Source organism: Agrococcus sp. SL85 (assembly GCF_026625845.1).
Lineage (GTDB): Bacteria > Actinomycetota > Actinomycetes > Actinomycetales > Microbacteriaceae > Agrococcus.
This window is the reverse complement of record NZ_CP113066.1, coordinates 1,338,852-1,357,485: the sequence shown is the minus strand read 5'-3', so window position 1 is coordinate 1,357,485 and position 18,634 is coordinate 1,338,852. Positions and strand designations below refer to the sequence as shown.

Sequence of the window (18,634 nt, the reverse complement as noted above, 5' to 3'; positions counted from 1 at the left end):
GCTCACTCCTCGGCGACGGTCGGCGCGAGGCCGATCGACGCCGCCACGGGCGTCGCCGCGCCGGGGCGCGGCAGGGGCGCGCGCCGAGGCACCGCGTGCACGACGACCATCGCGATCATCCAGAGCACGCCGATCGCGGCGGCCACGTACTCGAGCGTCGAGCCGAGGTCGGTGTTGCCGCGCGCGAGCGAGATGATGCCGCCCGTCGCGGCGATGACGCCCACGAGCAGCCCGCCGACGGTCGACAGCCGCGCCACCCAGCGGTCGCGCGCCGTGGCGAACTGCAGCATCGCGACGCACCCGGCGACGAAGGCGAGCACCGCCGCGGCGATGTGGGTCCAGTCGCGCCACTCGGCGCCGTCCGTCAGGAGCGAGGGGCACCCGGGCGAGCACGGCACCGCGGCCGCGACCGCGAACAGCGCGGCGGCCACCACGAGCGAGGCGGCGGGCGCCCAGCGGCGCAGCACCGGCAGGCTCGTGCGCACCTCGCGCACCGAGACCGCGACGAGCAGGATGCCGACCACGACGAGCGAGAAGCCCACCTGGAAGAGCGGCGCGGAGAGCATGTACTGCGCCCCGAGCTCCGAGATGTAGAGGAAGCGGTCGACCATCGCGCGCGCCCGGCCGATGAGGACGGCCCCGGCGACGAGGCACGCGACGGCGAGGGCGCCGACGACGGCGTCGGCGAGGCGGGGACGCATGCGCACCAGCGAACGCTATCCGGTCGCGCGGCCGCGCACGACTCCTGCCGGACACGTCGCCGTCACATCCGCTTGCTAGCGTCGAGCACGACGAGGAGGTGCCCATGCGCGCTGTGCTGGTGAGGGCGTTCGGCCCGACGGACGACGTCGAGGTCGGTGAGGCCGAGGCACCGCTGCGGCTCGGCACCGAGGTGGTCGTCGACGTGCACGCCGCGGGCATGAACCCCATCGACTGGAAGACGATCGCCGGCAAGGGTGCGGCCGCGGCCGTCGCGCCGCTCCTGCCGTGGATCCCCGGCGGCGACGTCGCCGGCGTCGTCGCGGAGGCGCCCTACGAGGCGCACGACCTCCAGCCGGGCGACGCGGTCTACGGCATCGCGAACCACTGGCGCACCCACGGCTCCTTCGCCGAGCAGGCGTCGGTGCCGAGCCTCGCGCTCGCCCCCAAGCCCGAGTCGCTCAGCTTCGAGCTCGCGGCAGCCGTGCCGTGCGCCGCGCTCACCGCCTGGGACGCCGTCGTGCGCATCGCGAAGGCGCGCGCCGGCCAGCGCATCCTGATCCACGCGGGTGCGGGCGGCGTGGGCCACTTCGCGGTGCAGCTCGCGAAGTACTTCGGCGCGCACGTCGCCACCACGGTCTCCTCGCGCAACGTCGACTTCGCGCGCTCGCTCGGCGCCGACGAGGTGGTCGACTACACGCGCGACCGCTTCGAGGACGCCCTGCAGAAGGTCGACGTCGTCGTCGACCTCGTCGGCAACGCCTCGCACGACACCGGCACGCGCTCGCTCGACGTGCTGAAGCACGGCGGGCTCTACCTCAACGTGCCCACGGGCTCGTGGCCCGAGTACGCGGCCGCGAGCGCCGAGCGGGGCCTGCGCTCCTCGGCCGTGAAGGTCGAGGCCGACGGCTCGAACCTCGGCATCATCGGGCGCCTCATCGACGCGGGCGACGTGCGCGTCGAGCTGCAGCACGCGTACCGCATGGACGAGGTCCACGAGGCCCTCGCCGAGCTGCGGGGCGGCCACGTGCGCGGCAAGCTCGTGCTCAAGGTGCGATGACGGGCGGCGTCGTGCAGGATGTCGGCATGAGCGACGCGACGAAGCCGCTCCTGGAGGTCTCGGGCCTGCAGGTGGCGTTCACCACCCAGGACGGACCGGTCACCGCGGTCCACGAGGCCAGCCTGACCCTCGGGGCGGGCGAGACGCTCGCGATCGTGGGCGAGTCGGGCTCCGGCAAGTCGACGACCGCGATGTCGATCATCGGGCTGCTGCCGGGCAACGGCCGCGTCGCCGCCGGCTCCATCCGCCTCGACGGGCAGGAGCTCGTGGGCGCGAGCGAGGCGACGATGCGCGGCATCCGCGGCCGGTCGATCGGCCTCGTGCCGCAGGACCCGATGTCGAACCTCAACCCCGTCGCGCGCATCGGCACCCAGGTGGCCGAGACGCTGCTCGCGCACGGCCTCGCCGACCGCAAGGACGTCGACGAGAAGGTCGTCGCGACGCTCGAGGCGGCGGGCCTGCCGGACGCCGCCCGGCGCGCGAAGCAGTACCCGCACGAGTTCTCCGGCGGCATGCGCCAGCGGGCGCTCATCGCCATCGGCCTCGCGTGCCGGCCGAAGCTGCTCATCGCCGACGAGCCCACGAGCGCCCTCGACGTCACGGTGCAGCGCACGATCCTCGACCAGCTCGAGCAGATGACCCAGGAGCTCGGCACCTCGGTGCTCCTCATCACGCACGACCTCGGCCTCGCCGCCGAGCGCGCGCAGCAGGTCGTCGTCATGCACCGCGGCCGGGTCGTCGAGCAGGGCCCCGCGCGGCAGATCCTCGAGGCGCCGCAGCACCCGTACACGCAGTCGCTCGTCAAGGCGGCCCCCTCGGTCGCGATGGCGCGCCTGCGCCCCGAGGACTTCGCCGCGAAGCCCGCCGAGGGCGAGGAGCCCGCGGCGGTCGACGCGATCGTCGAGTTCGACCACGTGACGAAGCACTTCCCCGTGCGCGGGCAGAAGGAGCCGTTCGTCGCGGTCGACGACCTCTCGCTCACCGTGCCGCGCGGCACGACGGTCTCGATCGTGGGCGAGTCGGGCTCCGGCAAGACCACCACGGCCCGGATGCTCCTGAAGGCGATGGAGCCCACGAGCGGCCAGGTGCGCTGGGAGGGCAAGGACGTCTTCGCGCTCTCGCGCGCCGAGCAGCGCGAGTTCCGCCAGAAGGTGCAGCCGGTCTTCCAGGACCCCTACTCGTCGCTCAACCCGATGTTCACGATCGAGCGCATCATCGAGGAGCCGCTCGCGTTCTACGGCAAGGGCTCCCGGATCGAGCGCTCGAAGCGCGTGCGCGAGCTGCTCGACCACGTCGCGCTGCCCTCCGACATGGCCCGCCGCTACCCCTCCGAGCTCTCCGGCGGTCAGCGCCAGCGCGTCGCGATCGCCCGCGCCCTCGCGCTCAACCCCGACGTCATCGTCTGCGACGAGCCCGTCTCGGCGCTCGACGTGCTCGTGCAGGACCAGATCCTTCGGCTGCTGGGGGACCTGCAGCGCGAGCTGGGCCTCTCGTACCTCTTCATCTCCCACGACCTCGCGGTCGTGCGCCTCATCTCCGACTACGTCGGCGTGATGAAGGACGGCAGGCTCGTCGAGGCCGCGACCTCGGAGGAGATCTTCACGAACCCGCGCGACCCGTACACGCGGGCCCTCCTCGCGTCGATCCCCGGCAACGAGCTGAAGATCGCGTAGCGGCGCGCGAGCGCAGACGAGCGGCCCCGGACCGGTCGGTCCGGGGCCGCTCGTCTGCCGTCAGCGCTTCCGCGTGCGAGGATCCATCGCCTCGCGGAGGCTCTCGCCGAGCAGCGTGAAGCCGAGCGCGGTGATCATGATGCAGATGCCCGGCAGGAACGCGAGGTGCGGCGCGATCGCGAGCTCCTGCTGCGCGTAGGTGAGCATGCGCCCCCACTCGGCCGTCTCCGGGCGGCCGCCGCCGAGGCCGAGGAACGACAGCGCCGCGGCGTCGATCACGGCCGTCGCGAGCGTCAGCGTGCCCTGCACGATGACCGGGCCCACCGAGTTCGGCAACAGGTGCGACATCGTGATGCGGCCCGTGCCGAGGCCCAGCGTGCGCGCGGCCAGCACGTAGTCGGCCTCCCGCTGCTGCAGCATCGACGAGCGCAGCAGGCGCGCGAAGATCGGGATCTGCGCGACGCCGATCGCGAGCATGACGGCGATCGGCTCGCGGCCGAGGATCGCGGCGATCGACACCGCGAGCAGCAGGTGCGGCACCGAGAGCAGGATGTCGACCACGCGCATGATGACGGTGTCGACCCAGCCGCCGAACGCGCCGGCGAGCGCACCCAGCAGCATGCCGCCGAGCAGGCCGAACATCGTCGAGACGATGCCGATGACGAGCGAGGCGCGGGCGCCCCAGATGAGCTTCGAGACGACGTCGCCGCCGAAGCGGTCGATGCCGAGCGGGAACTGCGCGAGCTCGCCGATGCCGGGCAGCGCCGTCGGGCGCAGGAACTCGCGGCCCGGGGTGGCGAGCTCGGGGTAGGGCGCGATCCAGGGCGCCAGCAGCGCCACGAGCACGAAGCCGGCGATGACGACGGCACCCACCCATGCCGCGGGGTTGCGGCGGAGGCGCCGGAGCACGTCGCCCCAGAAGGAGCCGGAGCGCGGCGCGGCGGTGGGGCTCTGGTTCGCGTCTCCCGGGCCGGAGGCGGGAGGGAGGACGTCTGCGGCGGTCACTGGATCCTCACCCTCGGGTCGATGAAGGAGTACGAGATGTCGACGAGCAGGTTGATGAGCGCGTACGCGAGCGCGATGAAGAGCACGAAGCCCTGCAGCACGGGGAAGTCGCGCGCGAAGATCGCGCCGGCGAGGAACGCGCCGATGCCCGGGAACGCGAACACCGTCTCGGTGAGCACGGCGCCGGAGATCAGCAGGCCGGCCTGCAGGCCGATGGTGGTGACGACGGGGAGCATGGCGTTCCGCAGCACGAAGCGGTTGCGGATGACGCCCGTCGAGACGCCCTTCGCCCGGCCGGTGCGCACGTAGTCGGCGTTCACGACCTCGAGCACCGAGGCGCGCGTGATGCGCACGATGATCGCGAGCGGGATGGTCGAGAGCGCGAGCGCCGGGAGGATGAGGTGCACGATCGCGTCGAGCGACGCGTCGAGCTCGCCCGTCAGGAGGCCGTCGAGCACGTAGAAGCCCGTCGCGTGGGTCGCGTCGATGCTCCGGTCCTGCCTGCCCGTCGTCGGCAGCCAGCCCAGCTGCACCGCGAAGACGTACTTCAGCATGAAGGCGAGGAAGAAGACGGGGATCGTGATGCCGACGAGGCTGCCGCCGACCGAGAGGTGGTCGATGAGGCGGCCGTGGTTGCGCGCCGCCCAGTAGCCGAGCGGGATGCCGATGCCGACGGCGATGATGAGCGCCATGAGCGCGAGCTCGACCGTCGCCGGGAAGCGGTTGGCGAACTCCTCGAGCACCGGGCGGCGGGTCTCGATCGAGTTGCCGAAGTCGCCCTGGAGGAGGCGGCCGAGCCAGGTGATGTACTGCTCGGGCAGCGGCCGGTTGAAGCCGTAGGCCTCGTTGATGCGCTCGATCGCCTCCGGCGTCGCGCGCTCGCCCAGCAGGGCGGCGGCGGGACCTCCCGGGAGCGCGCGCACCCAGAAGAAGAGGAGGACGGTCAAGCCGAACAGGGTCGGGATCAGCAGCAGCAGCCGCCTGCCGATGGTTCGCAGCACGTGGTGTCTCTCAGGTCGTCTCGTGTCGGTCGCGCGCGGGTCGCGCTCGCGCCGGGGTCCGGGCGGGCCGGATGCCGCGGGCCTGGTCGGCCCGCGGCATCCGGGTGGCGATCGAGGAGGCTACTCGCTCAGCTCGATCATGTTGAACGTCTCGTCGTTCACCGGGCTGGCCGGGTAGGACGTGACGCGGGGGTCGAACGCCAGCGAGGGCGCGGGGTGCGCGAGCGGCACGCCGGGGATGAACTCGGCGATCTGCTCGTTGATGGCCTCGTAGGCCGTGGCGGCCTCCTCGGGGTCGGGGATCTGGCGCGCCTCGGTCAGCGCCGAGAACAGCTCCTCGTTCTCGAAGCCCCACTCGTTCGAGTAGCCGTTGAAGAAGACGCCGACGAAGTTGTCGGTGTCGTTGTAGTCGCCGGTCCAGCCGAGCAGGTGGATGCCGTGGTCGTCCGTGCCGCGCATGCGGTCGAGGTAGTCCGTCCACTCGTCGGCGACGGGCGTCACGGTGATGCCGACCTCCTCGAGCTGCGACGACAGCGCGGTGAAGATCTGCTCCGGGTTCGGCATGTAGGGGCGCGACACGTTCACCGGGTAGTTGAACTGCAGCTCCAGGCCGTCCTCGTAGCCGGCCTCGGCGAGCAGCTCGCGCGCGCGCTCGGGGTCGTAGGCGTAGTCGGTGACGCTGTCGTTGTAGCCGTTGACGACCGGCGGGATGAACTGCGACGCGACCTCGGTGCCCTCGGGGAGCACCTGCGTGACGAGCGCCTCGCGGTCGATCGCGTGCGCGATCGCCTCGCGCACGAGCGGGTCCTGCAGCTCCGGCACCGTCTGGTTCATGCCGAGGTAGAGGATCGTGAAGGGGTCGCGCTGCATGACGTTGAAGCCGGCCTCCTCGAGGGCGGCGGTGTCGGCGGGGGCGACGAGGTCGTAGCCGTCGATGTCGCCCGCCTCGAGCGCCTGGCGGCGCGCGGTGGGCTCGTCGATCACGCGGAACACGATCTCCTGCACCTGGCCCTGCTCGCCCCAGTAGTCGGCGTTCGCCGTCAGGACGACCTCGCTGCCGGGCGACCACGACTCGAAGACGAAGGGGCCCGTGCCGGTCGGGTGGGCCTCGCCGTACTCGCTGTACTCGGGGGCCTCCTCGCTGCCGCCGACGTCGTCGGCGCCGTACTCCTCGAGGGCCGTGGGCGACTGCATCGCGAAGGCCGGGAGCGACAGCGCGGCGATGAAGCCGGAGAACGGGCGCGTGAGGTCGATGGTCGCGGTGCCCGCGTCGTCGGCCGAGCACGACTCGTAGAGCGCGCCGTCGTCGCCGGCGAAGCCGCCGAAGAGCGAGCCGTAGTAGTACGAGAGGCTCTCGGTCGCGGTGAGGCCGGTCCAGTTGTACCAGCGGTCGAAGTTGGCGCACACGGCCTCGGCGTCGAACGCCGTGCCGTCGTGGAACTGCACGCCCTCCTGCAGGGTGAACGTGTACGACGTGCCCTCGTCGTTCGAGGTCCACTCCGTCGCGAGCAGCGGGGCCGGGTCGGCCGTGCCGGGCTCGACGCCGACGAGGCCCTCGAAGATCTGCCGCGAGATGCGGAACGTCTCGCCGTCCGACGCGAACGCCGGGTCGAGGCCCGCCGGGTCGGAGGACGAGGCGAAGACGAACGTCGAGTCCACGTCGCTCGGAGCGGCGGACTCGTCGCCGTCGCCCCGCTGGCTCTGGATGCAGCCGGTGAGGGCGAGCGTGGCGGCGGAGGCCGCCGCGACGCCGACGAGCAAGCGCCGTCGTGCTGAGGTGTTCACGGTGCTGTGACCTTTCCTTCTGGGAGCAAGGACGCACGCCGCGCGGCTCGACCGTGAGGCTGCGTAGGGACAACCTAGCGACTTCCTTGAGGCGGGGTTGCTTCGACAGGGTTACGGATGTGTTGCGATGGCTCCTCCCGTCGGGCGCCGGGCCTCCTCCCCCGGGAGGAGATCCGCCCGGTCACGGCCAGGATCCGGAGGCTGCGGAGCTAGCCTCCGGAGCATGACCTCCACGTCGTCCGCCCGGATCCTCCGCGTCTGGTGGCCCGCGGCCCTCGCGGTGGCCGTGACGCTCGTGCTGCTCACCGTGCTGCCGATCTACACCTGGCTCGTGCTGATCGCGCTCGCGACCGTGGGCACCGCGCTGGCGATCTCCGTGCGGTTCCCCCTCCACGCGGCGGGCGTCGCGGCGCTCGGGGCGCTCGTCTCGGCCGCCTCCGAGGGCGACCCGACCTGGCTGCTGCTGCTCGTCGCCTACGCGGCACTGCTCATCGCGACCTGGCGCTTCGAGCCGGCGCTGGCGCGCGCGCTGAGCATCGTGCCCGTCGCGATCCTCGTCGCGATCGTGCTGGTCGTCTACTCGACGACGCAGGAGCGCAGCCCGTTCGGCAGCGCCTTCCAGAACACGCAAGGGCTCGTCGTCTGGATCCTCGTGATGGTCGGCTGGGGGGCCGTGCTGGGCCTGCGCGCCCTGCTCGACGCGGCCCGCGCCGAGCAGCACGTGGAGGTCGCGGTCGCCCGCACGAGCGTCGTCGAGTCGGAGCTGCGCGACGAGCGCCTGCGCGCCGACCTCACCCACGACTTCCACGACGTCATGGCGCACTCGCTCGCGGTGCTCGCCGCGCAGGCGGAGGGCCTCCGCCTCTCGTACGAGCAGCACCCCGAGCGGATCGGACCGGTGCTCACCACCATCTCCGACACGGCGCGGCTCGCGCTCGTGGAGCTGCGGCAGCTGCTCGAGCGCGTCGACGACGACGAGCGCCGCCCGCAGCCCACGAGCGCCGACATCCCCGGCCTCGTCGCGCAGCTGCGCTCCGCGGGGCCCGCGGTGTCGCTCCAGGACTCCGGCCGGCACGGGCACCTCTCGCGCATCGCCGACATCGCCGCCTACCGGATCGTGCAGGAGAGCCTCACGAACGCGCTCCGCCACGGCGGGCCCGACGTCGACGTCGCCGTCTGGCTCACCTGGACGGGGCCCGGGCTCGCGATCGCGGTGTCCTCCCCCATCCGCGACCGCGAGACGCTGCGGCCCGCCGGCCGCGGCATCGCCGGCATGCACGAGCGCGCGCGGCTCGCGGGCGGCGCGCTCGAGGTCGACGCGGAGGGCGACCGCTTCGTCGTGAGCGCGCACCTGCCGTACTCCCCCGTGCACGAGGGGCCGACGCCGCCGCTCGGCGAGGACCAGCTCGCGACGCTGCCCGTGCCGCTGCAGCGGGCAGCGCCTGAGGCCGTCGTGGCGCCGTGGATCGTCGAGGCGACCCGCCGCGCCGAGGGGCGCAGGCGGGCGCGCCAGGCCGCCCCCGAGGACTGGTCGACGGCGACGACGATCGACCTGGGGCCGGGGCTCCCGAACGGCCGCCGCGTCTCGGCGCCCGCGCCCGACGGCCGCGTGCCGAACCCGACCGCGCCCGACGGGCGGCCATGATCCGGGTCGCGCTGGTCGACGACCAGCCGCTGTTCCTCGAGGGGCTCGCGATGATCCTCGAGGCGCAGGACGGCATCGAGGTCGTCGGCACCGCGCTCGACGGCGCCGAGGCGGTGGGTCTCGTGCGCGAGTCCGCACCCGACGTCGTGCTCATGGACATCCGGATGCCCCGCGTCGACGGCGTCGCCGCGACCGCAGCCATCCGGCGCGAGCTGCCCGGGCCGCCGCCGCACGTCGTGGTGCTCACGACCATCCGGCAGGACCGCGCGGTCGTCGACGCGCTCCGCGCGGGCGCGAGCGGCTTCCTGCTGAAGGACGCGCGCCCGGAGTTCCTCGTGCAGTCGATCCGCGCCGTCGTCGACGGCCAGCAGGTGATCGCGCCGGCCGAGACCTTCGACCTGCTGCGGGCCTTCGCGCCCGTGCGCCCCGCGCCCGACCGCTCGCTGCTCGAGCCGCTCACGGAGCGCGAGCGGGAGCTCTTCGACCTCGCCGCGCGCGGCCTCCCCAACGCCGAGATCGCGCGGCGGCTGTGGCTCGCGGAGACGACGGTGAAGACCCACATGCGCGCGATCCTCGCGAAGCTCGGCGCCGCCTCCCGCGTGCAGCTCATCGCGCTCGCGCACGAGCACCGCCTGCTCGACTGAGCGCGGCGACCTCCTCGTCGAGCCTCCCGCTGGTCGAGGCGCGCGCGGCCGCAGGCCGCTCGCGTCACGAGACCCCGTGCGCGCGTGGGGTCTCGTGACGGCTGCGCCCTCCGGGCGCGGCCTCCTCGACCAGCGGAGGGCGCCGAGGCCAGGGCGCGGCCTCCTCGACCAGAGGGCGGGGCGGCGGGCGCCTAGGCCCGCCGTCGCGCGCGCACGGCGACGAGCGCGCCGCCGCCCACGAGTGCGAGCGCGAGCGCCAGCAGCCACAGCGCCGGCGACTGGCCGGTCTCGGGCAGCGAGCCCTCGCCCGCGCCGGCACCGGCCTCCTCGCTCGACCCCGGGGCGGTCGCGCCCGGGCCTCCGTCGGTGGGCGTGGGCTCGGCGGTCTCCTCGCCGGGCGCCGTGGGCTCGGGCGAGGCCGCGAGCGGCGTCGTGGTGAGCGTCCAGTTCACCGCCGCGAAGTCGGCCGGGTCGAGCTCCCCGCGCTCCACCGACCAGTCGATGAGCAGCTGCCGCAGCTCGAGCAGGCCGTTCCACACCACGGGCGCGTCGGCAACGTGCGGGTAGCCGGAGCCGCCCGACTGGCGATAGTTGTTGATGCCCATGACGAACGTGTCGTCGTCGGCGATCGGGGTGCCGTCGGCCTGCTCGAAGCGCACGAGGCGCTCCCCCACGGGCTGCGAGATGTCGAACGCGTACCGGATGCCGTCGACCACGTCGTACGAGTAGTCGGGGATCGGCCGGTTCGCCGCCGGGTCGAAGGCGCCCGCGACGTCCGCGGTGATCGGCGCGCCCTCCTCCTGCTGGATGAAGTAGCGCGCCGAGTGCTCGAGGTAGTCGCGGAGCTCCGCGCCCGTGAGCTCGACCGCCAGCAGCGTGTTCTCGTAGATGTAGAGCGCGGCCATGTCGCGCACGGTGACCGGACCCTCCTCGACCACGACGGCGCGGTTGAACGGCGAGGCCTGCGAGATGACGGTCGCGTCCTCCCACTCGGTGCCCACGAGCCCCGCGCGCACCGTCTCGGTCTGCACGGCGTTCACGAAGTCGATGAGCGCGGTGTCCTCGTAGCGGCTCGTCGCGCCCGACATCGTCTCGGTGGCGCTCGCGATCTCGGTGTTCACGTACGCGACCGTCGCGTCGTGCTGCGCCTGCACCGCGGCGACGACGCCCGGGTGCTCCTCGACGTCGCCCGAGGTGTAGCGCTGCACCGCGGTGGGCGCCGCGCCCGCGCTCCAGTCGACCTCGAAGCCGTCGCCCGAGGGCACGAGCGTGAGCTGCAGGTCGGAGACGCCGCGGCCCCAGTAGTAGGGCTGCGTGACGATCGCGCGGCCGCCGTCCGCCTGCTCGACGATCGTCTGGGGCTCGTCCTGGTGCGAGTGGCCCGCCACCACGACGTCGACGCCGGGCACCTCGGCGACCGAGGTCGCGAGGTTCTCCTGCAGCGCCGTCGGGTCGTAGGTCTGCGCCTCCGGGTCGAGGCCCGTGTGGGCGAGCACCACCACGAGGTCGGCGCCCGCCGCCTCGAGCTCGGGGACGTAGCGCTCGACCGTCTGCACCTGGTCCTCGAACCGGAGGACGCCCTCGACGATCTGGCGGTCCCAGACGCGCACGCCCGGCGTGACGACGCCGACGACGCCGATCTGCACGGTCTGGCCGTCGATGGTGCGCTCGAGCATCGTCGTGGGCGGCAGCACCGGCTCGCCGGTCGTCGCGTCGACGGCGTTCGCGCCGAGCAGCGGCGCCTCGAGCTGGGCGTCGTAGGCGTCGAGCAGCTCGAGGCCGTAGTTGTACTCGTGGTTGCCGACGACGGCGGCGTCGTAGCCGAGCTCGTTGAACCCCGCAGCGATCGGGTGGGTGTCTCCGGTCTCGGAGATGGGCTCGCGCACGCCCGTGAGGTAGGTGAGCGGCGTGCCCTGGATGGCGTCGCCGTTGTCCATGAGCAGCACCGACTCGGCCCCCCGCTCGGCGCGCACCTCGTCGATGATGGTGCCGGCGCGGGCGAGGCCCAGCTCCTCGCCCGCCTCGTAGGGCGCATCCGCGAAGTAGTCCCAGTTCAGGACGTGCCCGTGGATGTCGGTGGTGCTGAGGAGCGTGAGCTCGATCGGGTCGCCGGGGGCGGCGGAGGCGGCGGTCGCCGGGGCGATCAGCGCGACGGCGGCGACGGCTGCGGCGCCGGCCAGGGTGGAGCGTCTGCGGTGGTGCATGGGATCTCTCTCGGTGTCGGATGCGGCTGCGCTCGTGGCGCACCGCCTCCCAGCCAAGCCGATCCCGGTGACACGGACAAGCGATCCGGATGAACACGCTGCGACATCCGCCCGGATGCGACGAAGGCCCCGCCGAGCGGCGGGGCCTTCGTGGTGAGACGGGTCTCAGATCGCGGTGACGTCGACCGGGATGCCGGGACCGAAGGTCGTCGAGACCGTGGCCTTCTGCACGTAGCGGCCCTTCGACGACGACGGCTTGAGGCGCACGATCTCGTCGAGCGCGGCCTGGATGTTGTCGCCCAGCTGCTCGGCCGAGAACGAGGCCTTGCCCACGATGAAGTGCACGTTGGCGTGCTTGTCGACGCGGAACTCGATGCGGCCGCCCTTGATGTCCGTCACGGCCTGCGCGACGTTCGGGGTGACCGTGCCGGTCTTCGGGTTGGGCATGAGGCCGCGCGGGCCGAGCACCTTGCCGAGGCGGCCGACCTTGCCCATGAGCTCCGGGCTCGCGACGGCGGCGTCGAACTGGGTCCAGCCGGCGGCCACCTTCTCGATGAGCTCGTCCGAGCCGACCTCGTCGGCGCCCGCCGCGATGGCGGCCTCGGCCGCGGGGCCCTGCGCGAAGACGATGACGCGAGCGGTCTTGCCGGTGCCGTGAGGAAGAGAAACGGTACCGCGGACCATCTGGTCAGCCTTGCGGGGGTCCACGCCGAGCTTCAGCGCGACCTCGACCGTGGCGTCGGTCTTGGTCGAGCCGGTCTCGCGCGCGAGCGCGACGGCCTCTGCGGGGGTGTACTGCTTGCCGGCCTCGAGCTTCTCAGCTGCGGCGCGGTATGCCTTGGACTTCTGTGCCATGAGGTTCTCCTTGTTCAGGGTCGTGGTGCGCGCCTGGCCGACGCTCCCACTGGTGAGCCGAGCGGCTCGGGTGCCGAGGTCAGGCCTCGACGGTGATGCCCATGGAGCGGGCGGTGCCGGCGATGATCTTCTTCGCGCCGTCGATGTCGTTCGCGTTGAGGTCGGGCATCTTCTGCTGCGCGATCTCCTCGACCTGCGCCATCGAGAGCTTGCCGACCTTCGTCGTGTGCGGGACGCCGGAGCCCTTCTTGACGCCTGCGGCCTTCTTGATGAGCTCCGCAGCCGGCGGGGTCTTGAGCACGAAGTCGAACGAGCGGTCCTCGTAGACGGTGATCTCGACCGGGATGACGTTGCCGCGCTGCGACTCGGTCGCCGCGTTGTACGCCTTGCAGAACTCCATGATGTTGACGCCGTGCTGACCGAGCGCCGGGCCGACGGGCGGGGCGGGGTTTGCGGCGCCGGCCTGGATCTGCAGCTTGATCAGACCCGTGACCTTCTTCTTGGGTGCCATGTCTCTTCCTTCTCGATGTGTGCGGCGCGCGACGGACGCGCTGCCGCTTCCGGTCCCTGGCGGGGACTAGAGCTTGCTGACCTGCCCGAAGCCGAGCTCCACGGGGGTCTCGCGCTCGAACAGGCTCACGAGCACGGTGAGCTTGCGGCTCGCGGGCTGGATCTCGCTGATCGTGCCCGGGAAGCCGGCGAACGAGCCCTCGGTGATCGTGATGGTCTCGCCGACCTCGAAGTCGACCTCGACCGCGACCTGGTTGGGCTGCGGCGACGCGGAGGTCTTCTGCGCCTCGGCGAGCTGCTCGTCGGCGATGGGCTTCAGCATCGTGAAGGCCTCGTCGAAGCGGAGCGGCGCGGGGTTGTGGGCGTTGCCGACGAAGCCGGTGACGCCGGGCGTGTGGCGCACGACCGACCAGGTGTCCTCGTCGAGGTGCATGCGCACGAGCACGTAGCCGGGCACGCGCACGCGGTTCACGCGCTTGGCCTGGCCGTTCTTCGTCTCGAGCACGTCCTCGGTCGGCACCTGGATCTCGTAGATGCCGTCGACCTGCATGTTCTCGGCACGGGAGGCGATGTTCGCCTTGACCTTCTTCTCGTAGCCGGCGTAGGAGTGGATGACGTACCAGCGGCCGGGCTTCGCGCGCAGCTCGCGCTTGAAGTCCTCGTAGGGGTCGGCCGTCGGCTCGTCGGCCGTCTCGTCGGCAGGCACGAGCTTGTCGAGCGCCTCGTTCAGCTCGATGTCGAGGTCGTTGACGTCAGACACAGTCCACCTTCTCCTTCAGTCGCCGGGTCGGGCTCAGCCGCCGAGGCCGAACATCGGCAGGTCGCCGAAGACCCAGCCCACGAACGAGCCGAACAGGAGGTCGAGGCCGGACACCAGCAGCATCATGATCACGACGAACACGAGCACGACCAGCGTGTAGCGGATGAGCTCGCGGCGCGTCGGCGTGACGACCTTGCGGAGCTCGACGAGCACCTCGCGGAAGAACGTCATGAGCCGCACGAACGGGTTGCGAGACGCACCCTCGCGCGTGCGGGGTGCCTCCTCGATCGCGTTCTCAGCCACGGTGACCCTTCGATTCGTTCGGCCCGGCGTGTGCCAGGGCCCGTCAGGCGCCCTCGCGGGCGCCCCGAGCAGGGCGGACAGGACTCGAACCTGCAACCTGCGGTTTTGGAGACCGCTGCGCTACCAATTGCGCCACCGCCCTCGGCGGGTGGAAGCCATCCCGACGCACCCGTCATGGGCATACGTCAGCATGGCGGTTGTCAACCACCAAGGGAACAGACTACGTCGTGGAGGCACCTGCTGTCCACTTGGCGGCGCGTCCCGCTACGGTGCAGGCATGCAGAGCACCGCGGACCTGGTCGACGAGCTGGGCGACGCGCTGCAGTCGCTCGACCTGCAGCTGCAGGACGTCGGGGGCCGCACGCGGTTCTCCGGCCCCGTCCGCACGGTGCGCTGCCATCGCGACAACGGCCTCGTGAAGCAGGTGCTCGCGACGCCCGGCGAGGGCGCGGTGCTCGTCGTCGACGGGGATGGCTCGCTCGCGAGCGCGCTCATGGGCGACATGATCGCGGCCTCCGCCGTCGAGCACGGCTGGGCGGGCGTCGTCGTCCACGGTGCCGTGCGGGACCGGGCTGCGCTCGGCGTGCTGCCGCTCGGCGTGAAGGCGCTCGGCTCGAACCCCCGCAAGAGCGCGAAGGACGGGGCCGGCGAGGTGGACGCGGTGGTCGCGTTCGGCGGCGTCGCGTTCCGGCCGGGCGCGATGCTCTGGGCCGACGAGGACGGCGTCGTCGTCGAGCGCTGAGGCCCGTGGCGCCTCGTCCGCGACGGGCCGGGCGAGCGTGCCGCACGCGCGCAGGCCCGCGGCCTAGGCTGTGTGCCGTGAACCGCATCGCCGCTCGCATCGCTGCCATCAACGAGTCCGCCACCCTGAAGGTCGACGCCAAGGCCAAGGCGCTGAAGGCCGCGGGCCGCGACGTGATCTCCTACGCCGCGGGCGAGCCCGACTTCGCGACGCCCGCGAACATCGTCGAGGCGGCGCAGCGCGCCCTCGCCGACGCGAGGAACTACCGCTACACGCCCGCCGCCGGCCTGCCCGAGCTGCGCGAGGCGATCGCCGCGAAGACGCTCCGCGACTCGCACCTCGAGGTCGAGCCCTCGCAGGTGCTCGTCACGAACGGCGGCAAGCAGTCGGTGTACCAGGCCTTCCAGACGATCCTCGACCCGGGCGACGAGGTGCTCGTGCCGACGCCGTACTGGACCACCTACCCCGAGGCGATCGGCCTCACGGGCGCCCGCCAGGTCGACGTGTTCGCGGGCGCCGACCAGGGCTACCTCGTGACGGTCGACCAGCTCGAGGCCGCGCGCACCGACCGCACGAAGGCGCTCCTCATGGTGAGCCCCTCGAACCCCACGGGCGCCGTCTACTCCGCCGAGCAGATCCGCGAGATCGCCGAGTGGGCCGACGCGAACGGCCTCTGGGTGATCAGCGACGAGATCTACCAGAACCTCGTCTACGACGGCGCCCGCGCGGTGTCGGTGACCGAGGCCGTGCCGGGCCTCGCCGACCGCACGATCCTCGTGAACGGCGTCGCGAAGACCTACGCGATGACCGGCTGGCGCGTGGGGTGGATGGTCGGCCCCGCCGACGTCATCAAGGCCGCCGGCAACCTCCAGTCGCACCTCACGAGCAACGTGAACAACGTCGCGCAGCGCGGCGCCATCGAGGCGCTCACCGGCCCGCAGGACGCGGTGGGCGAGATGCTCGCGGCGTTCGACCGCCGCCGACGCACGATCGTCGAGGAGCTCTCGCGCATCCCCGGCGTCTCGGTGCCGACGCCGCGGGGCGCGTTCTACGCCTACCCCGACGTCACGGGCCTCCTGGGCCGCGAGTGGGGCGGCGTGACGCCGACCACGAGCCTCGAGCTCGCCGACCTCATCCTCGAGCAGGCGGAGGTCGCAGCGGTGCCCGGCGAGGCCTTCGGGCCCTCCGGCTACCTGCGCTTCTCGTACGCGCTCGGCGACGACCAGCTGCTCGAGGGCATCCAGCGCCTGCAGCGCCTCTTCGGCACGCACTAGCCGCTCGCGCCGCTCCCCGAGCGGTCGCTCGCGCAGCGGTGGCGCGCGGCGCGTGCCTCGGATGGGCGCCGAGCGGTCACGTGCGGCGGCAAGACGGTCCTCGAGACCGCCACTGGCGACCGCTCGATGCCGTCACCTCCCCGCGGGAGTCACCCGCGGCGGACGCTCGCGGCGCGAGCGCGGGACGGGCGTCAGACGTGCGTGGCGTAGGCGCGGTAGCGATCGAGCAGCAGCGGCCAGTCCGGGAGGCGCGCGGCACCTCCGGCTGCCGGTGCGCTGTGCTGGAGCAGCACGCGCGTGCCGCCGTGCGGCAGATCGGCGAAGGTGACCATGACGGTCGAGGGCGCGTCGCCCCGCCGCAGCGAGATCGTGTGGGCGAAGCGGGCGCCCGGCTCGGCCTCCGTCACTTCGCCCCACTCGGCCTCGCTGCCGTCCCGCGCATGCTCGACGATGCGGCCGCCCTCGTGGGGCTCGACGTCGATGCGGTCGAGGCCGGAGCCGCTGGACGTCCAGCCCGGATGCCACCACTCCGTCAGGCCCAGCACGTAGGCGTCGTAGGCGCGGGTGCGGCTGACGGGCACGTCGAGGACGTGCTCCACGGGGCCGCGCGGATCGCCCTGCTCCCCTGAGCCCTGCGCGTCGTGCGCCGCGAGCGGCGCCTGCGGGTCGGTCTGTGACTGGTCGTCCATCATGTCCCCCATCGCCTCGACCATCCCACGCCGGCGCGAGCCCGGCAACAGGCGGGGGTTCAGGAACCGGACGCGTCGAGCTCCTGGAAGAGGGTGAGAGTGAGTCCCGCGGGCGCCTCGAGCCGCGCGTTCCGCGAGCGCCACGGCGTCTCGCGCGGCTCCGCGACAACGGTCGCGCCGGCACCCTCGAGCCGGCGGGTCGTGCCTTCGGCGTCGGACACCTCGAAGGCGACGCGGAGCCGCGGGCTGCGGAGGCCGTCCGTCTCGACCCGGTCGATGAGCGCGACCTGCGCGGGGTTCGCGAGCTCGAGCGTGGCGCGGCCCGCGTCGAGGATCACGACGCGCGCGTCGCTCTCGCCCTCGTAGGCCTCCTGCTCCGGCAGGCCCAGCGCGTCGCGGTAGAACGCGAGCGCGGCCTCGAAGTCCTCGGCCTCGACGACGAGGCGGAGCTGGACGGGGGCGTCTGCTGCCATGGGGAGCAGAACGCCGCCCGCCCGGAGGCCATTCCTGACGGCCGTCCCGCTAGCGCGCCGCCCCCATCGCCGCGAGCATCGCTGCGGCCACGCCCCGCTCGATCTCGCGCGGGACGCCCTGCGGCCCGGCCGCGAGACCGCCCGCGACGACGCGCTCGAGCGAGCGCGCCTGCAGCAGGAAGCCGAGATCCATCGACTGGATCGAGTTGCCCTTGGGGTTCGGCCCGGCGAGGTTGACCATGCGCCCCTCGGTGAGCAGGATCGCGCGCCTGCCGTCGCGCTCGACGCGCTCGATGCCGGGCGCCACCTGCGTGGTGCGGGCTCCCTCGCGCAGCGCGTCGACGTCGATCTCCCACGGGAAGTGGCCGATGTTGGCGAGCACGGCACCGTCGGCGAGGAGCGGCAGCGCGGCGGCCGGCAGGGCGTCCGGGCGCCCCGTCGCGGTGACCACGACCTCCGCCCAGGGCACGAGCTCGTCGAGCGAGCCGACGCGGTGGCCGTCGAAGGCCGCCTCGAGCGCCGTCACGGGATCCCGCTCGACGACGCCCACCTTGCCGCCGAGCGCCGCGAGGTACTGCGCGACCCCTCGGCCGCACCAGCCGTAGCCGATGACGACGAACCGGCTGCCCGGCACCTGCAGGTTCGTGATGCGCATGAGCGACTCGACGGCGCTCTGGCCCACCGCGTGCCGGTTCTCGCCGATCGCCTTGATGCGGGAGTCGTTGATGACGATCACCGGGAACGGCACGGCCACCCCGTCCTCGCGCAGGCGGAAGCCGCCGGAGGTGGTCTCCTCGGTGCCGCCGACGACCTCGTGCGCGAAGCCGTGCTCGACCGCGCCGAGCGCGAGGTCGGCGCCGTTGTCGAGCAGCATGTCGGGGCGCGCGGCGAGGGTGCGCTCGAGGTTGGCGCGATGGTCGTCGAGCGTGTCGTCGCGGCGGCCGAAGAGATCGACGCCGGAGGCGCGGAGCGCGGCGACGACGTCGTCCTGCGTGGAGCCGTGGTTGCCGGTGCCGACGACGCCGGCGCCGCCTGCCGCGAGGGTCTCGACGAGCACGGCCGTCTTGGGCTCGAGGTGCAGCGAGACGCCGATGGTGCGCCCCGCGAACGGACGGGTGACGGCGAGCTCGTCGCGGAGCGACGCGAGCAGCGGCATCCGCGACCGGATCCAGGCGATGCGGGCCGCGCCCTCGGCCGCGAGGTCCGCGGGCGCGTCGGAGGTGAGGTCGTGCATGGGAGGTGGCCCTTCCGCCGCGAGCGCGGCGCTCGGGTCGTCGCAGCGGGGCTCGTGCCTCGCGGCCGCGACGGATGC

17 protein-coding genes, 1 tRNA gene and 1 pseudogene are annotated in these 18,634 nt (G+C 72.8%); 6 read left to right on the top strand and 13 right to left on the bottom strand.

Annotated elements, in window-relative coordinates:
- Positions 1-2: 2 nt before the first annotated feature.
- Complete coding sequence (locus tag OVA14_RS06670; RefSeq protein WP_267505517.1) at positions 3-701, bottom strand: DUF998 domain-containing protein; 699 nt, start codon at positions 699-701, stop codon at positions 3-5.
- 104 nt (positions 702-805) lie between these two features.
- Between OVA14_RS06670 and OVA14_RS06665 the strand changes: the two genes are divergently transcribed.
- Entirely contained in the window at positions 806-1,759 is a 954-nt protein-coding gene (locus tag OVA14_RS06665) for an NADP-dependent oxidoreductase (protein ID WP_267503161.1), read from the top strand.
- A 26-nt stretch (positions 1,760-1,785) separates the two neighbouring features.
- On the top strand, positions 1,786-3,432 hold the full coding sequence (locus OVA14_RS06660) for an ABC transporter ATP-binding protein (RefSeq protein WP_267503160.1): 1,647 nt from the start codon (positions 1,786-1,788) through the stop codon (positions 3,430-3,432).
- Between the two features lie 60 nt (positions 3,433-3,492).
- Here the strand turns inward: OVA14_RS06660 and OVA14_RS06655 are convergent, their stop codons facing one another.
- The 3 genes from OVA14_RS06655 to OVA14_RS06645 form a co-directional block, all read right to left on the bottom strand.
- Positions 3,493-4,437 (bottom strand): ABC transporter permease, encoded by a 945-nt coding sequence (locus OVA14_RS06655; RefSeq protein ID WP_267503159.1) that lies wholly within the window; start codon positions 4,435-4,437, stop codon positions 3,493-3,495.
- Positions 4,434-5,438, bottom strand: coding sequence for an ABC transporter permease (locus OVA14_RS06650; RefSeq protein WP_267505447.1), 1,005 nt, complete (start codon positions 5,436-5,438; stop codon positions 4,434-4,436). Before OVA14_RS06650 ends, OVA14_RS06655 begins: the two co-directional genes overlap by 4 nt.
- Before the next feature lie 120 nt (positions 5,439-5,558).
- Complete coding sequence (locus tag OVA14_RS06645) at positions 5,559-7,223, bottom strand: ABC transporter substrate-binding protein (RefSeq protein ID WP_267505446.1); 1,665 nt, start codon at positions 7,221-7,223, stop codon at positions 5,559-5,561.
- Positions 7,224-7,446: 223 nt separating this feature from the next.
- On the opposite strand from OVA14_RS06645, the gene OVA14_RS06640 reads away from it, so the two are divergent.
- Entirely contained in the window at positions 7,447-8,868 is a 1,422-nt protein-coding gene (locus tag OVA14_RS06640) for a sensor histidine kinase (protein WP_267505445.1), read from the top strand.
- The gene (locus tag OVA14_RS06635; RefSeq protein WP_267505444.1) at positions 8,865-9,512 is read left to right on the top strand and encodes a response regulator; all 648 of its coding nucleotides are present in this window, start codon (positions 8,865-8,867) and stop codon (positions 9,510-9,512) included. Before OVA14_RS06640 ends, OVA14_RS06635 begins: the two co-directional genes overlap by 4 nt.
- A gap of 191 nt (positions 9,513-9,703) precedes the next feature.
- Here OVA14_RS06635 and OVA14_RS06630 read toward each other — a convergent pair whose 3' ends face one another.
- From OVA14_RS06630 to OVA14_RS06605, 6 genes and pseudogenes are all read right to left on the bottom strand, one after another.
- A complete protein-coding gene (locus OVA14_RS06630; protein WP_267505443.1) occupies positions 9,704-11,716 on the bottom strand; it encodes a bifunctional metallophosphatase/5'-nucleotidase in 2,013 nt (670 codons plus the stop codon).
- A gap of 165 nt (positions 11,717-11,881) precedes the next feature.
- A complete protein-coding gene (gene rplA / locus OVA14_RS06625) occupies positions 11,882-12,571 on the bottom strand; it encodes a 50S ribosomal protein L1 (protein WP_267505442.1) in 690 nt (229 codons plus the stop codon).
- A 79-nt stretch (positions 12,572-12,650) separates the two neighbouring features.
- Positions 12,651-13,082 (bottom strand): 50S ribosomal protein L11, encoded by a 432-nt coding sequence (gene rplK / locus OVA14_RS06620; RefSeq protein ID WP_267505441.1) that lies wholly within the window; start codon positions 13,080-13,082, stop codon positions 12,651-12,653.
- 66 nt (positions 13,083-13,148) lie between these two features.
- Positions 13,149-13,757 (bottom strand): annotated as a pseudogene (gene nusG, locus OVA14_RS06615) (transcription termination/antitermination protein NusG); the annotation flags it as partial.
- 117 nt (positions 13,758-13,874) lie between these two features.
- On the bottom strand, positions 13,875-14,072 hold the full coding sequence (gene secE, locus OVA14_RS06610) for a preprotein translocase subunit SecE (protein WP_267505516.1): 198 nt from the start codon (positions 14,070-14,072) through the stop codon (positions 13,875-13,877).
- A gap of 141 nt (positions 14,073-14,213) precedes the next feature.
- Positions 14,214-14,286 (bottom strand) — tRNA-Trp (locus tag OVA14_RS06605).
- 135 nt (positions 14,287-14,421) lie between these two features.
- On the opposite strand from OVA14_RS06605, the gene rraA reads away from it, so the two are divergent.
- Entirely contained in the window at positions 14,422-14,886 is a 465-nt protein-coding gene (gene rraA / locus OVA14_RS06600; RefSeq protein ID WP_267505440.1) for a ribonuclease E activity regulator RraA, read from the top strand.
- Between the two features lie 77 nt (positions 14,887-14,963).
- The gene (locus OVA14_RS06595) at positions 14,964-16,160 is read left to right on the top strand and encodes a pyridoxal phosphate-dependent aminotransferase (RefSeq protein ID WP_420710628.1); all 1,197 of its coding nucleotides are present in this window, start codon (positions 14,964-14,966) and stop codon (positions 16,158-16,160) included.
- Positions 16,161-16,351: 191 nt separating this feature from the next.
- Here OVA14_RS06595 and OVA14_RS06590 read toward each other — a convergent pair whose 3' ends face one another.
- Genes OVA14_RS06590 through OVA14_RS06580 form a run of 3 tightly spaced genes read right to left on the bottom strand, consistent with a single transcriptional unit; the run spans position 16,352 to position 18,556 of the window.
- Positions 16,352-16,861, bottom strand: a complete 510-nt coding sequence (locus tag OVA14_RS06590) for a hypothetical protein (protein ID WP_267505439.1) — start codon at positions 16,859-16,861, stop codon at positions 16,352-16,354.
- A 47-nt stretch (positions 16,862-16,908) separates the two neighbouring features.
- On the bottom strand, positions 16,909-17,322 hold the full coding sequence (locus OVA14_RS06585; protein WP_267505438.1) for a VOC family protein: 414 nt from the start codon (positions 17,320-17,322) through the stop codon (positions 16,909-16,911).
- Positions 17,323-17,371: 49 nt separating this feature from the next.
- Positions 17,372-18,556: an adenosylhomocysteinase gene (locus tag OVA14_RS06580; RefSeq protein WP_267505437.1), complete on the bottom strand. Its 1,185-nt coding sequence runs from the start codon at positions 18,554-18,556 to the stop codon at positions 17,372-17,374.
- Between the last annotated feature and the right edge of the window lie 78 nt (positions 18,557-18,634).

Excerpts from the sequence above, each read along its gene's own strand:
- OVA14_RS06670 (WP_267505517.1), bottom strand. The coding sequence starts at position 701 with ATGCGTCCCCGCCTCGCCGACGCCGTCGTCGGCGCCCTCGCCGTCGCG.
- OVA14_RS06665 (WP_267503161.1), top strand. The coding sequence starts at position 806 with ATGCGCGCTGTGCTGGTGAGGGCGTTCGGCCCGACGGACGACGTCGAG.
- OVA14_RS06660 (WP_267503160.1), top strand. The coding sequence starts at position 1,786 with ATGAGCGACGCGACGAAGCCGCTCCTGGAGGTCTCGGGCCTGCAGGTG.
- OVA14_RS06640 (WP_267505445.1), top strand. The coding sequence starts at position 7,447 with ATGACCTCCACGTCGTCCGCCCGGATCCTCCGCGTCTGGTGGCCCGCG.
- OVA14_RS06635 (WP_267505444.1), top strand. The coding sequence starts at position 8,865 with ATGATCCGGGTCGCGCTGGTCGACGACCAGCCGCTGTTCCTCGAGGGG.
- OVA14_RS06630 (WP_267505443.1), bottom strand. The coding sequence starts at position 11,716 with ATGCACCACCGCAGACGCTCCACCCTGGCCGGCGCCGCAGCCGTCGCC.
- rplA (WP_267505442.1), bottom strand. The coding sequence starts at position 12,571 with ATGGCACAGAAGTCCAAGGCATACCGCGCCGCAGCTGAGAAGCTCGAG.
- rplK (WP_267505441.1), bottom strand. The coding sequence starts at position 13,082 with ATGGCACCCAAGAAGAAGGTCACGGGTCTGATCAAGCTGCAGATCCAG.
- secE (WP_267505516.1), bottom strand. The coding sequence starts at position 14,072 with ATGACGTTCTTCCGCGAGGTGCTCGTCGAGCTCCGCAAGGTCGTCACG.
- rraA (WP_267505440.1), top strand. The coding sequence starts at position 14,422 with ATGCAGAGCACCGCGGACCTGGTCGACGAGCTGGGCGACGCGCTGCAG.
- OVA14_RS06590 (WP_267505439.1), bottom strand. The coding sequence starts at position 16,861 with ATGGGGGACATGATGGACGACCAGTCACAGACCGACCCGCAGGCGCCG.
- OVA14_RS06585 (WP_267505438.1), bottom strand. The coding sequence starts at position 17,322 with ATGGCAGCAGACGCCCCCGTCCAGCTCCGCCTCGTCGTCGAGGCCGAG.
- OVA14_RS06580 (WP_267505437.1), bottom strand. The coding sequence starts at position 18,556 with ATGCACGACCTCACCTCCGACGCGCCCGCGGACCTCGCGGCCGAGGGC.